General features: G+C 72.9%; 8 protein-coding genes. 4 read left to right on the plus strand and 4 right to left on the minus strand.

Going from position 1 to position 13,705, the window contains the following annotated elements; all coding sequences use genetic code 11:
- Positions 1-6 precede the first annotated feature (6 nt).
- Entirely contained in the window at positions 7-3,045 is a 3,039-nt protein-coding gene (locus tag ACZ7NC_RS26305) for an ATP-binding protein (protein ID WP_471491768.1), read from the minus strand.
- 120 nt (positions 3,046-3,165) lie between these two features.
- Positions 3,166-3,351: a 50S ribosomal protein L28 gene (gene rpmB / locus ACZ7NC_RS26310; protein WP_003993230.1), complete on the minus strand. Its 186-nt coding sequence runs from the start codon at positions 3,349-3,351 to the stop codon at positions 3,166-3,168.
- Positions 3,352-3,609: 258 nt separating this feature from the next.
- On the opposite strand from rpmB, the gene ACZ7NC_RS26315 reads away from it, so the two are divergent.
- Positions 3,610-5,286, plus strand: a complete 1,677-nt coding sequence (locus ACZ7NC_RS26315; RefSeq protein ID WP_471491769.1) for a DAK2 domain-containing protein — start codon at positions 3,610-3,612, stop codon at positions 5,284-5,286.
- Between the two features lie 3 nt (positions 5,287-5,289).
- Here ACZ7NC_RS26315 and ACZ7NC_RS26320 read toward each other — a convergent pair whose 3' ends face one another.
- Together ACZ7NC_RS26320 and ACZ7NC_RS26325 are read right to left on the minus strand one after the other, a co-directional pair.
- Entirely contained in the window at positions 5,290-8,223 is a 2,934-nt protein-coding gene (locus ACZ7NC_RS26320) for a tetratricopeptide repeat protein (protein WP_471491772.1), read from the minus strand.
- Positions 8,223-10,058, minus strand: coding sequence for an HSP90 family protein (locus ACZ7NC_RS26325; RefSeq protein WP_471491773.1), 1,836 nt, complete (start codon positions 10,056-10,058; stop codon positions 8,223-8,225). The genes ACZ7NC_RS26320 and ACZ7NC_RS26325 overlap by 1 nt, the downstream gene beginning before the upstream one ends.
- Before the next feature lie 190 nt (positions 10,059-10,248).
- Between ACZ7NC_RS26325 and recG the strand changes: the two genes are divergently transcribed.
- The 3 genes from recG (at position 10,249) to coaD (ending at position 13,649) form a co-directional block, all read left to right on the plus strand.
- Positions 10,249-12,456 carry an ATP-dependent DNA helicase RecG gene (gene recG, locus ACZ7NC_RS26330; protein WP_471491776.1) on the plus strand — a complete coding sequence of 736 codons (2,208 nt, stop codon included), beginning with the start codon at positions 10,249-10,251 and terminating at the stop codon, positions 12,454-12,456.
- Between the two features lie 99 nt (positions 12,457-12,555).
- The gene (gene rsmD, locus ACZ7NC_RS26335; protein ID WP_471491777.1) at positions 12,556-13,143 is read left to right on the plus strand and encodes a 16S rRNA (guanine(966)-N(2))-methyltransferase RsmD; all 588 of its coding nucleotides are present in this window, start codon (positions 12,556-12,558) and stop codon (positions 13,141-13,143) included.
- Between the two features lie 26 nt (positions 13,144-13,169).
- On the plus strand, positions 13,170-13,649 hold the full coding sequence (gene coaD, locus ACZ7NC_RS26340) for a pantetheine-phosphate adenylyltransferase (RefSeq protein ID WP_471491919.1): 480 nt from the start codon (positions 13,170-13,172) through the stop codon (positions 13,647-13,649).
- The last annotated feature ends 56 nt before the right edge of the window (positions 13,650-13,705 follow it).

Below are 13,705 nucleotides of genomic sequence, written 5' to 3' on the forward strand. Positions count from 1 at the left end.
GTCCTCCTACCGTTCGCTGACCGCCGCTGACCGCAGGTTCCTGCCCTGCTCGAAGGCCTTGTCGTAGGCCTCGGGGGACAGCGCCCCGCGTACCGCCCTCCGCGTCCGTACGACGTCGGGGTCGCCCCCGGCCGAGGCCCCCCGCAGGCCCTCGGCGGCGCCCAGGAGTTCGGCCGCCCGTTCGGGGTGCGGGGCGACGGCGGCGAGGGCGTCGGCGACGGCCGCCAGGGTGAGGGCGTCGGGTGAGTCCAGGGCGTGGGTGCGGGCCTGCGCGAACCAGTCGCGGGCCTGTTCGAGATCGCCCTCGGCGGCGGCCGTGCGGCCGAGGCCGACGAGGATCAGGACCGTCTCGCCGACGCTGAACCAGTTCGCCGCGCAGGCCTGAAGGGCGCTTTCGTAGCGCACGCGCGCGTGGGCGGTGTCCCCGGTCAGCCGGGCCGCGTCGCCGAGACCGCGCCGGGCGGCAGCCACCTTGTCCGGGGCCCCGGCCGCGCGGGCCAGGTCGGCGGCGTGCGTGAGCTGGGCCACCGCCTCCTCGGTGTCGCCGCGGTGCAGCAGCACGGTGGCCCGGGAGCGCAGCAGGTCCGAGGTCTCCTCGGGGGCGTCCAGTTCCCGGACGTGCACCAGGCCCTCGTCGAACAGCTCCAAGGCGCGGCCGTAATCACCCCGCCGGCCCGCGAAACCGCCCAGCGGATCGAGGCAGTTGGCCATGCCCCAGCGGTCCCCGGTCCTGCGGAAGCCGGCCAGCGAGCGCGCGAAGGCGGCCTCGGCGGCCACGGGGTCGCCCGTGAACTGCGCCCGGTAGGCGAGCCCCAGGTCCAGCAGCGCACGGCCCCACGGCTCGTCGCCCACCTGTACGGCGAGCAGGTCGTCGTCCACCGCGTACAGCGGGCCGGCGGCCAGCGACCACAGGACCATGGTGAACGGCAGCCGCAGCGGCTCGTCCATGGTGTGCATGAGCGGGGCCACGCGCGCGATGCGGTCCGGTTCACCGGGGTCGTCGCCGCGGCCGGTGACCGTGTTCATCAGGCACAGGGCGTACTCCTCGGCCAGCCCCTGGGGAGGCGTCTCGCCGACCGCCGCCAGCAGGGCCCGGGCCAGGGGCACCTGTTCGCCGTGCGGGGCGCGCAGCCGCCAGAGCCACGACAGGGCGGCCATCAGCCGCAGGGCGTCCTCGGGGGCCGTGGCGACGAGGTGCCGCAGGGCCGCGTCCAGGTTGTCCCGCTCGGCGTCCAGACGGGCCAGCCAGGGGAGTTGCCCACCGCCGCGCAGACAGGGTTCCGCGCGCTCGGCGAGCCCCCGGAAGTACATGGCGTGGGCGTCCCGCAGCCGGTGCGCCTGCCCGGCTTCTTCGAGCCGCTCGGCGGCGAACGCGCGAATGGTCTCCAGCATCCGGTAACGCCCCTCGGACACCTCCCGCCCCTCGGACACCTCCAGGAACGACTTCTCCACCAGCGAGGCCAGCAGATCCTCCGGGTACGGGGTCGCACACACCGCCTCGACCGCATCCAGGCCGGCCCCGCCCGCGAAGACCGTCAGCCGCATCGCCAGCTCCCGTTCCTCCTCGTCCAGCAGGTCCCAGCTCCACTCCACGACGGCACGCAGGGTGCGATGCCGGGGCGCCTTGGAGCGGTCGCCGCGGGACAGGAGACGGAACCGGTCGTCGAGGCGGTCGGCGAGCTCGTCAGGGGTGAGGGTGCGCAGCCGTGCCGCCGCCAGCTCGATGGCGAGGGGCAGCCCGTCGAGGGCCGCGCAGATCCCGGCCACGCGCGCGTGGCCGGCGAATCCGGGGCGCACGGCCCGCGCGCGGTCGAGGAAGAGGCGGCCGGCGGGCTCCGGCGGCAGCGGCGGGACCGGGATCAGGACCTCACCGGTGATGCCCAGCGGCTCCCGGCTGGTGGCGAGCACCCGCACCCCGGGGCACGTGCCGAGGAGCTGCGCGGCCAGCCGGGCCGCGTCCGTCACGAGGTGCTCGCAGTTGTCGAGGACGAGCAGGAGTTCGCGGTCCTCCAGAGCGGCCAGCAGCCGCTCGGTGCCGTCCGTCGTGGGCGTGCGGAAGCCGTCGCGTACGCCGAGGGCGGTCAGGACCGCGTACGGGATCTGCGCCCCGTCGGTGAGGGGCGCCAGCTCGGCGTAACAGATGTCGGCGTGCCCGCTCGCCGCCTCGATCGCCAGCCGGGTCTTGCCGGCGCCACCGGGGCCGGTGAGGGTGACGAGGCGGGAGCCGGGGGTGTCGGTCAGGAACGCGGAGATCCGGGCGAGTTCCGCCTCCCGGCCGACGAAGCGGGTGAGCTGGACGGGGACGCGCCGACGCTCGCTCTTGCGCCCCTGGAGCAGCTCCAGGTGCAGTGCGGACAGCTCGGGCGACGGGTCGGCCCCCAGCTCCTCCGCGAGTGCCCGCCGGGCCTCCTCGAACACGGTCAGCGCCTCGGCGGGCCGTCCTCCCGCGTGCAGCGCCCGCATCAACTGCCCGTACAGCCGCTCGCTCAGCGGATGCGCGGCCAGCAGGGACCGCAGTTCCGGCACGAGTTCGGATCCGCCGCCGAGCGCCAGATCCGCCTCGACACGGTCCTGTACGGCGGCCAGCCTGAGCTCTTCGAGCCGGGTGCGCTCGGCGTGTGCGTCCGGGAGATCGGGCAGGGCGGGGCCGCGCCACAGGGCGAGCGCGTCGCGGAGTCCGGCCGCGGCCTGCTGGTGGTCCCCGGCGGCGAGGGCGGCACGTCCCCGCGCGGCCAGCTGCTCGAACCGGCGGACGTCCACCGTGTCCGCGGCTGTGACGAGGCGGTATCCGGTCGCTGTCGCCTCTATCTCGGCATGCGGGCCGAGACGTCCGCGCAACCGGGAGATCTGGGACTGCAGGGCGTTGGCGGATCCGTTGGGCGGCTCGGCGCCGTAGAGGCCGTCGGTCAGCCGCTGTGTGGAGATCCCGTGGCCGGCGTCGAGGAGCAGCAGCGTGAGGAGCGCCCGGGGCCGGGGGCCACCGGGGTCCACTGGAGTGCCGTCGTCCGTGCGTACGTCCAGAGGTCCCAGGATGCCGAAGCGCATGCCCGGGATTCTGGCAGGTCAGTGCCGGGTGCAGGCAGGTACCGCAAAAAGCCGGCCCACCTTGCGGTGGACCGGCTCAATGCGGCGAACCAGCAGTGGCCGCGCGCTCAGCTGTTGGCGTCAGCGCGAGACCTTGCCGGCCTTGATGCACGAGGTGCAGGCGTTCACGCGCTTCGGCGTCCCGCCGACCACGGTACGGACGCGCTGGATGTTCGGGTTCCAGCGACGGGACGTACGGCGGTGCGAGTGCGAGATGTTGTTGCCGAAGCCCGGCCCCTTGCCGCAGACGTCGCAGTTGGCAGCCACGGGTCACTCCAAAGACTTCAGATGCACTTACGGTTGAACCCGGCAGGCCGGGATCGAGATCGCAGGATCAGAGATCTGAGTGGCGTTGCCAGGGGGAATGGCCCGATCTGCATCGGGCAACCGGAGCAGCATACAACGACTGCGCCAGTACAACGAAACTACCATGGCTGCTCAGAAGCCCGCTCCAGGCCCTCTTCCGGCACACACCGGCCCTGGGTCTACGCTGCGTGCCACGGCCGGCAGCTCAAGGAGGCGCAGGTGGCGCAGGTACCGCAGACATTCTTCGATGCTCTCGCGGTGCGCACCTGGTGCGGTCTCGCGCTGGAGTCACTCGGACGGGCGCGTGAGGAGATCGACGCGATCAACGTCTACCCGGTGGCCGACGGGGACACCGGGACCAACCTGTATCTGACCGTGGAGTCCGCGGTCGCGGCCGTGGAGGCCGTGTTCACCGCGTACGAGGTGGGGAAGCCCACCCTGGCGGACGCCGCCCGCGCGATGGCGCACGGCGCCCTGATCGGGGCCCGCGGGAACTCCGGGACGATCCTCGCCCAGCTGCTGCGGGGCATGGCCGAGGTGCTCGCCACCGCCGGTGAGACGGCTCACACCGACGGCTCCGGTCTCCGCCTCGCCCTGCGACAGGCCGCCGACTCCGCCCGCCAGGCCGTGGCCCACCCCGTCGAGGGCACGGTCCTCACGGTCGCCTCGGCCGCCGCCGACGCGGCCGACGGGGCCGAGGGGGACTGCGGCGCGGTCGCACGGGCGGCTTTCGAGGGGGCGCGTGCGGCACTGGCCGCGACGCCCGGACAGCTGGCGGTCCTGGAGCGCGCGGGCGTGGTCGACGCCGGCGGGCGGGGGCTGGTGGCGGTGCTGGGCGCGCTGGTGGAGACGTTCACGGGCGAGGCGGTCCCGGGGGTCTCCGGGGTGCACACGCGCGTGCGCGTCGGTTCGGCACCGGTCGCAGATGCCTCCGTCGCCGTCGTCGAGGAGTGCGCCGATGCCGTGGACGGGGGCGGCCCCGCCTTCGAGGTGATCTACCTCCTGGAGGCCGGGGACGCGGCCGTGGCGCGGCTGCGGGAGCGGCTCGACGGTCTCGGGGACTCGCTCGTGATCGTCGGCGGCGACGGGCTGTGGAACGTGCATGTGCACGTCGACGACGCCGGGGCCGCCGTGGAGGCCGGGGTGGAGGCCGGGCGGCCGTACCGGATCCGGATCACCCACTTCGGGCAGGGTGACGCGCACACCACCGGCGAGCGCGCGCCCCGGGAGCGGGTCCAGCGGGCCGTCGTCGCCGTCGTGCCCGGGGAGGGCCTGGTAGGGCTGTACGGCGAGGCCGGCGCGACGACCGTCCTCGCGCGCCCCGGGGAGCCGCCCGCCAGCGGGGAGCTCGTGGAGGCCGTACGGCGTGCCCACGCGCGCGAGGTCGTGCTGCTGCCCAACGACGCCGACCTGCGCCACACCGCCGCCGCGGCGGCCGAACAGGCCCGCGTCGAGGGCATCCGCGTGGCGCTGATCCCCACCCGCTCCGCGGTCCAGGGCATCGCGGCGCTCGCCGTGCACGAACCCGAGCGCCGCTTCGACGAGGACGTCGTGTCGATGACCTCGGCGGCCGGCGCGACCCGCTACGCCGAGGTCGCCGTCGCCGAGCGCCAGTCCTGGACCATGGCCGGCATCTGCCAGGCCGGCGACGTCCTGGGCCTCATCGACGGCGACGTGGCCGTGATCGGCACGGACGTCACCGCCACCGCCGAGACCGTCCTGGACCGCATGCTCGCGGCCGGCGGCGAACTCGTCACCCTCGTCCTCGGCGACGAGGCGCCCGAGACCATCGCCGAGCACCTCGAAGCACGCGTACGGGAGTCGTACCTCGCCGTCGACACGGTGGTCTACCAGGGCGGGCGGCAAGGGGCGCTGCTGCTCATCGGCGTGGAGTGAGCCCTACGGCGTCTCCTGCTCCGCCACCACCTCAAGCATCTGCTCCGCCTCCGCGCGCCGCTCCTGTGCCGCCTCGTCGTCCTCCCCGGCACCGTCGAACGCCGCCAGCACCGCACGCGCGCGTGCCGCCGCCTCGGCCGGACGGCTCAGGTCGGCCTCCAGCCAGCCCGCGGCGAGCTCGGCGCCGGTGCGGCTGGGCAGGGCCTCGTCGCCCAGGGAAGCGAACACCGTGACGGCCTGCGTCACCTGGGACAGGGCGTCCTCCAGCGCGCCTCGGATCGACTCGTCCTCGGCGTCCTCGGCGGCGGAACGGGCGAGGAGGTCGCCGAACTGCCGGTGGGTGTGACCTAGTTCGAGGGTGAGCCGCTCACGGGCCTCCGCGTCGTCGACCGCGTCCAGCGCCGCCCGGCACTCCTCGACCGCGCTCGCCATCAGCTCGGACGCCGTCACGTCGAGGTCCTCCGCGCCCAGCGCCAGCCACGCGCGGGCGCGCAGCGAGCGGACGAGGCCGTGCACATTGCCCAGGGAGCGCCACAGCGCGCCCGCGCGCGCGTACGCCTGGTCCGCCTCGGCGTGCAGTCCCGCGTGGCCGAGCGACTCGGCCGCCAGATGGGCGAGCGTGGCGTGGTCGTGCTGCTCGGGCCAGTGCCGGGCGATCTCGGCGGCCCGCAAACGGCGTTCGGCCGCCGCGCGGTGCTCGCCGAGCTCGCTGAGGCAGTCGCCGAGCCACCACTGCGTCTGTACGACGGCCCCGTCGCCGTGCGTCTCGGCGCTCAGGTCGGGCAGCGCCGACTCCAGCACCTCGGCGGCCTCGGCGAACCGCCCCTGCCGCAGCAGGAACCCGCCGAGCTGGTGCCGCGCCCAGGCGCCCAGCGTCCGGCTCTCGCCGGCCTCGTCGGCCCAGTGCGCCGCCTGGAGCGCGTGTTCGGCGGCCTCCTCGGACAGACCCCGGCCGCCGAGCACCTCGGCCAGCTGAAGGTGCAGCTGGGCCCGTCCCGTGGCCTCCAGGTGCGGCCCGCCGTGCTCCAGGGCCGCCCGCAGCGCCCGCTCGGCCTCCGCGGTGTCGCCGAGATGGTGCGCGAGCCCGGCCAGCCGGGCCTCGTACTCCACCGCGAACCACGGCAGCCCCGCCCCCACGAACGCCGCCGAGGCCCGCGCGAACAGCCCCGCGGCCCCCTCCACGTCCCCCGCGAGCGCCGCCAGCTCCGCGAGCATCGCCTGCGCCTCCGCGGCCCGCGAGGCCAGCCGTACGTCGTCCCCGGCCTGCCCGTCGACCATCGCCAGCACCTCACGGGCGGCGGTCGAGGCGTCGGTCACGACGGACTGCGGCACCGCGTCCTCGGCCTCGTGCACCCGCCGCATCAGGATCCGCGCCCGGCTCATCAGCACCGCCGCCGTCTGACGCACACCCGTGCCGTCCTCGGCGTACAGCGCGAGCACCTCGTCGTACAGGCCGGCGATCGTGGTGAGGGCCTCGGACACCTCGCCCGTGAGCGCGCGTACGTACGCTCCACGCGCGCGTGCCGCCAGCGCCTCCCCGGGGTCGCCCGCCTGGGCGTACAGCTGCGCGGCCTCCTCGAACAGGGGGATGCCCTCGGGGCCCAGGTCCATCGCCCGGTGGTCGGCGATCTCCGCGCGGTCGAGGGCGGCCAGCTCGACGCCCTGCGCGGCCCGGGAGACGGCGGCCCACGCCTCGACGGCGTTGGGCTGGAGGGTGTCCGACAGCCGCCGTGCCTCGGCGATCAGCGCGGGCAGGTCGGGCCGCGTGTCCTGCGTCGCGCTCGCCGCAGCGCGCGCGGGCGGCACCGCCGGCGTCGGCCGTGCCGCCGTACGCACCCCCAGAGGCAGGCGCTGCACCAGGGGCCGCTGCTCCATACGCGCGCGTGCCCGCTCGCTGATGTGGGCCGTGCCGTTGCGCTCGTCGAAGCGTGCGGCCAGCGCGAGAGCCTCCTCGCGCGCGTGCGCGGCGAGTTCGCGGGCGGTCCAGGTGCGGCCCGCCGGACCGGGCACCTGCCGCTCGGCCAGCCCGAGCGCGCCGAGGCGGTCCATGAGCAGGGCCACCACCGTCATGAACTCCAGCTTGCTGCGCGGATGCCCGTCGTCCGTGAAGTACGACGGACGCTCCGCGAGCAGCTCCAGACCGCGCGCCTCGTTGCCGGTCAGCACGCAGAACTCCACATGGTCCGCGTACGCCCCGCGCATGCTCTCCATCGCCCGTACGAGCCGGAAGCCCCGCAGATGGTGGGCGCGGGCCTCGTCCAGGCGGCCCAGCCGAAGCAGCGGCACCAGGGAGGACGCGAGGACCGTGTGCGGCTCGTGGGCGCAGGTGAACTCGCCCTCCAGGACCGGCTCCCACAGCCGGATCGCCTCGGCGTCCCGGCCCAGCTCGGCCTGCCACCACCCCTGCCCGTGCAGCTCGCACGCGTGACAGTCGGCCATGCTGTCCCGGTCCGCGGCCAGCCAGGCGCCGTACGCCCGCTCCGCCCGCGCCATGTCCCCGGCATGCGCGGCCACGCTGAACTCGGCGCTGCGCACGGCCCGTTCGGAGTGCCCGGCGAGCCGGTAGCGGTGCTCCATCTCGCCGAGCCACTTCTCGATCGAGGCCAGCGGGACGTGTGGCTGGTCGAGCATGCCGGACGACATCCACTTGAAGACCCAGTGCAGCGAATGCGTCTCGTACTCGTCGAAGTCCTCGGGCCGCTCGTCCCACATGCGCAGCAGACGCGCGAAGGGGACGAACATCTTGTCCTTCTCGGAGCTGTAGTTGTAGACCTTCAGCTGGTGCCCGAGCGCCTCGATCACCGCGAGCGGGATGTTCAGCTTCTCCGCCTCGACGAGCAGCTGCTCCGCGCGGGCGTTGCGGGCGGGACCCTCCGGCTCCTCGGAGTTCTCCGCCATCGCCTGACGCAGCGAGTCGAAGTCGGTGATCTCACTCATCAGCGGCCTCCGTCGCCGTTCGTGGCCCATTCCAGCAGCCCGATGAAGGCCCGGTTCAGCAGCGCCGAGTCGGCGGGCCTGAGCGGGCGCTGCGCCATCAGCAGGGCCTGCCCGTAGAGGGACTCGGTGGCGGTGCCGATCAGTTCCGGATCGCCCAGCGAACTGATCCTGCGGATCAGCGGGTTGAGGTGGTTCAGCACCAGACGCGCGCGTGGCGCGCTGCCGCGCAGTGAGCCGAGGATGCCCGCCCACAGGTCGTCGGCCTGTTCCTCGGCCTCCGCGCGGGCCTGCTCGTGCCGGGCCGCCCGGTCGTCCAGATGCAGCGCGGGCACCGACAGCGGATGGAAGGCGCGCAGGACGACGTCACAGCCCAGCGGGTCGAGCTTCGCCCGCGCGGCCGCCAGGAAGCCCGACAGGGCCAGCTCCTCGGCCGGGTCGACCGCGTCCAGATGGGCGGTAACGGTGTCCGCGTCCAGCTCGGCGACGACCGTCCCCGGCCGCACCGAGGGCAGCGCCTCGATCAGCTCGCTGTCGTACGTGTAACCGCCGTTGATCACCCCGACGCCCTGCGCGGACGCGATCGGCGCGACCTGCCGGTACTCCTCGACGGTCCGCGTGAAGTGCACCACCGGGTGCCGCTGCGCGAACTCCTCCAGCGACAGCCGCCCGTCGGTCGTCTCGAAGGGCAGCCACGGCAGCATCGTGCGCAGCATCTCCTTGTCGTGCCGCGCGAGGGACTTCACGCCCAGATGGTGCACGGACAGGAAGGCCGCCAGCCGTTCCGGATCACCGGCCGCAAGGCCCGTCAGCCAGGACCGAATCCTTTCGCCGAGCGCCTCCCGTACGCCCGCCAGCGTCTCGTCCTCGTACAGCGACTCCCGTGAGGCCGTCGGCCGCAGGCTGTCGGTGTCGAGCACACACCGCACGAAGAACGCCCAGTCGGGCAGCAGCTGTTCGGCCCGCTCGGTCAGCAGCATGCCCTTGAGGTGGACGCGATGACCGGCCCGTTGGGCGGGGCTGACCGCCGAGGGAAGGACGTAGGCCACGCCGCGAATCCCCGCGAGCGGCACGTTCAGCTCGATCGAGTCCAGCGGAGTGAAGCCGAACAGATCGTGACAGTGCCGGGCCAGGGCGACCCGCCGGTTGGCGGGGGAGGGGTACGGCCGGTCCCAGGGCGCGGGCAGGTCGGTGACCGACTCGTCGCCGACCCGGACGTCGTACGGCAGCAACGAGCCGAAGTCCCGCGCCAGCGCCAGCACCCGCTCCTCGGCCAGCCACTCCGCCGCCCCTGCCCGCGCCACCAGGTGCACGGTGGTGCCCGGTTCCGTGCGGGCGTCGTCCGGCAACGTCCGCACGGTGTACGAACCGTCGTCCGTCGCCGTCCACTCCACGGGCGCCGCGTCCGGCGTACGGGCGCTGCGGCTGACCACCCGGATCCGCTCGGCGACCACGAAACAGGCCAGCAGACCGATGCCGAACTGCCCCAGGAAGTCGGACCGGGCCTCCTGCAACCCCTCGGCCCGCTTGGAGCTGCGCCCGATGGTCGCGAGGAGGTTGTGCACGTCCGCCTCGGTCAGCCCGACCCCGGAGTCCTCGACCCGCAGGCTGCCTCCGCCGGCGTACAGCCGCACCTTGGCCGGCGCCCCCGGCTCCTCGGCACGTCTGGCGGTGATGGCGTCGACCGCGTTCTGGAGCAGCTCGCGCAGGTAGACCTTCGGACTGGAGTAGAGATGCTGGGAGAGCAGGTCCACCAGACCGCGCAGGTCGACCTGGAACGAATGAGGTGTCTGGGGCGATTGAGGTGCCTGGGATGACTGTGAGGTCTGGGAGTCCATCGTCACAGCGCCGTTGGGGGGACTTGGCGACGGCGCGGGGTCGGGCGGCCCCGGTGAGGCGGTGACCGCGAAAGGATGGCCGGAGCGCGCCATCCTAGGGCCGAAGCGAGCCGCCTGACCAGGGGTTTCCGGGACGTTTACCGGGACGGCCGCACCGGCCTCTCCGGCATTGTCAGTGGTGTGGTGTGGAATGGATCTCGTGCCCGCACTGGAAGAACCACTGAAGAAAGTGCTCGGCCCAGCCACCGCGAAGGTGATGGCCGAGCACCTCGGCCTGCACACCGTCGGCGACCTCCTGCACCACTACCCGCGCAGATACGAGGAGCGCGGCCAGCTCACCCACCTCGCCGACCTCCCCATGGACGAGCACGTCACCGTGGTCGCCATGGTCGCCGACGCCCGCCTGCACAGCTTCGCCTCCGCCAAGGCCCCGGGCGGCAAGGGCCAGCGCCTCGAAGTCACGATCACCGACGGCAGCGGCCGCCTCCAACTGGTCTTCTTCGGCAACGGCGTTCACAAGCCCCACAAGGAGCTCCTGCCGGGCACCCGCGCGATGTTCGCGGGCAAGGTCTCCGTCTTCAACCGCCGTATGCAACTGGCCCACCCCGCATACGAGTTGCTGCGCGGCGACTCCGAGGAGACGGTCGAGACCTGGGCCGGCGCGCTGATCCCCATCTACCCCGCCACCGCCAAGCTGGAGTCCTGGAAGATCGGCAAGGCCATCCAGACGGTCCTGCCCAGCGCCCAGGAAGCGCTCGATCCGCTCCCGGACGCCCTCCGCGAGGGGCGGGGCCTGGTCTCCCTCCCCGAGGCCCTGCTCAAGATCCACCGTCCGCACACCAAGGCGGACATCGACGACGCCCGCTCCCGCCTCAAGTGGGACGAGGCCTTCGTCCTCCAGGTGGCCCTCGCCCGCCGCCGCTTCGCCGACGCCCAACTCCCGGCAGTACCGAGGAGGCCCGCCCCGGACGGTCTCCTCACGGCCTTCGACGACCGACTCCCCTTCACCCTCACCGACGGCCAGCAGAAGGTCTCCAGGGAGATCTTCGACGACCTGGCGACCGAGCATCCGATGCACCGGTTGCTCCAGGGAGAGGTTGGCAGCGGCAAGACGATGGTGGCCCTGCGCGCCATGCTCGCCGTCGTCGACGCGGGCGGACAGGCCGCCATGCTGGCTCCCACCGAAGTGCTCGCCCAGCAGCACCACCGGTCGATCGTCGAGATGATGGGCGAGCTGGCCGAGGGAGGCATGCTGGGTGGGGCCGAGCGGGCCACGAAGGTCGTGTTGCTCACCGGGTCCATGGGGGCGGCCGGCCGTCGGCAGGCGTTGCTCGATCTCGTCACCGGCGAGGCCGGGATCGTCATCGGCACACACGCACTGATCGAGGACAAGGTGCAGTTCCACGACCTCGGCCTGGTCGTCGTGGACGAACAGCACCGGTTCGGCGTGGAGCAGCGCGACGCCCTGCGCGGCAAGGGCAAGCAGCCACCCCACCTCCTGGTCATGACGGCCACCCCGATCCCGCGCACGGTCGCCATGACCGTCTTCGGCGACCTGGAGACCTCGGTCCTCGACCAGCTCCCGGCCGGCCGCTCACCCATCGCCTCCCATGTCGTCCCGGCCGCCGACAAGCCCCACTTCCTGGCCCGCGTCTGGGAGCGGGTGCGCGAGGAGGTCGGCAACGGCCATCAGGCGTACGTCGTCTGCCCCCGCATCGGGGACGAGGAGGACGACCCGAAGAAGGCCGGCAAGAAGAAGTCCCCGGAGGACGAGGCGGAGAAGCGCCCGCCGCTCGCCGTCCTGGACGTGGCGGACCAGCTCCGCAAGGGGCCTCTCCAAGGCCTAGAGGTCGAGGTCCTGCACGGCCGTATGCACCCCGACGACAAGGACGCCGTGATGCGCCGGTTCGCCGCCGGCGAGAGCGACGTCCTGGTCGCCACGACGGTCATCGAAGTCGGCGTGAACGTCCCGAACGCCACGGCGATGGTGATCATGGACGCCGACCGCTTCGGCGTCTCCCAGCTCCACCAGCTGCGCGGCCGAGTGGGCCGAGGCTCGGCCCCCGGCCTGTGTCTCCTGGTCACCGAGATGCCGGAGGCCAGTGCGGCCCGCCAGCGTCTCAACGCGGTGGCCGCCACCCTCGACGGCTTCGAGCTCTCCCGCATCGACCTGGAACAGCGCCGCGAGGGCGATGTCCTCGGCCAGGCCCAGTCCGGGGCACGGTCCAGCTTGCGGGTCCTGGCGGTCATCGAGGACGAGGAGATCATCGCCGAGGCGCGGGAGGAGGCGGCGGCGCTGGTGGCTGCCGATCCGGAGCTGACGGGACTTCCCGGCCTGCAAACGGCCCTGGACGCCCTTTTGGACGAGGAAAGGGAGCAGTTCCTGGAAAAGGGGTGAGCGGGATCGTCCCGAAAGGGGCGCGGGGAACTGCGCGAGCAACCACGACGAACCTGCTGCCACACTGAATCCGTAACCACCCCCGAACAAGGACCCGAGATGACCCGCGTGATCGCCGGCACGGCAGGTGGACGCCGCTTGGCCGTCCCGCCAGGGACCGGCACCCGCCCCACCTCCGACCGCGCGCGCGAAGGTCTCTTCTCCACCTGGCAGTCCCTCCTGGGCGGCCCCCTGGAAGGCGAACGTGTCCTCGACCTCTACGCGGGTTCGGGCGCGGTCGGCCTGGAGGCCCTCTCCCGCGGAGCCGGCCACACCCTGCTCGTCGAGGCCGACGCAAGAGCGGCCCGCATCGTCCGCGAGAACGTCAGGAATCTCGGCCTCCCCGGTGCCGAGGTGAGGTCGGGCAAAGCCGAACAGATCATCCGGACCTCGGCGCCCACCGAGCCGTACGACCTCGTCTTCCTCGACCCTCCGTACGCCGTCACGGACGACGATCTTCGCGAGATTCTCCTCACACTCCGCTCGGGGGGCTGGCTCGCGCGGGAAGCGCTCGTCACCGTGGAGCGCAGCACCAGAGGCGGGGAGTTCCGGTGGCCGGACGGCTTTGAAGCGATCCGGGCCCGTCGCTACGGCGAGGGAACGTTTTGGTACGGTCGCGCCGCCTCTACGTGCGAAGACGCACGATGACCGGACCGGAGAGCGAGGGATCACAAGTGCGCCGCGCCGTATGTCCCGGGTCATTCGACCCGATCACCAACGGACACCTCGACATCATTTCCCGAGCCTCCAGGCTGTACGACGAGGTCTACGTCGCCGTCATGATCAACAAGTCCAAGAAGGGCCTGTTCGAGGTCGACGAGCGACTCGACCTGATCCGCGAGGTCACGGCGGAGTACGGCAACGTCCAGGTCGAGGCCTTCCACGGCCTCCTCGTCGACTTCTGCAAGCAGCGCGACATCCCGGCCATCGTCAAGGGCCTGCGCGCCGTCAGCGACTTCGACTACGAGCTGCAGATGGCGCAGATGAACAACGGCCTGTCGGGCGTGGAGACGCTCTTCGTGCCGACCAACCCCACCTACAGCTTCCTGTCCTCCTCCCTGGTGAAGGAGGTCGCCACGTGGGGTGGTGACGTGTCCCACCTGGTGCCGCCGCAGGTCCTGGAGGCCCTCAACAAGCGTCTGCGCCAAGGCTGAACGGGCGGCTACAGTCGTCCCGTCCGTCTCCATCACAGCTGTAGAGAGTGGCGAGC

This window comes from Streptomyces sp. NPDC111802, from assembly GCF_055634335.1.

Coding starts and splice junctions, on each gene's coding strand:
- ACZ7NC_RS26320 (WP_471491772.1), bottom strand. CDS start 8,223: ATGAGTGAGATCACCGACTTCGACTCGCTGCGTCAGGCGATGGCGGAG.
- rsmD (WP_471491777.1), top strand. CDS start 12,556: ATGACCCGCGTGATCGCCGGCACGGCAGGTGGACGCCGCTTGGCCGTC.
- recG (WP_471491776.1), top strand. CDS start 10,249: ATGGATCTCGTGCCCGCACTGGAAGAACCACTGAAGAAAGTGCTCGGC.
- ACZ7NC_RS26305 (WP_471491768.1), bottom strand. CDS start 3,045: ATGCGCTTCGGCATCCTGGGACCTCTGGACGTACGCACGGACGACGGC.
- ACZ7NC_RS26325 (WP_471491773.1), bottom strand. CDS start 10,058: ATGGACTCCCAGACCTCACAGTCATCCCAGGCACCTCAATCGCCCCAG.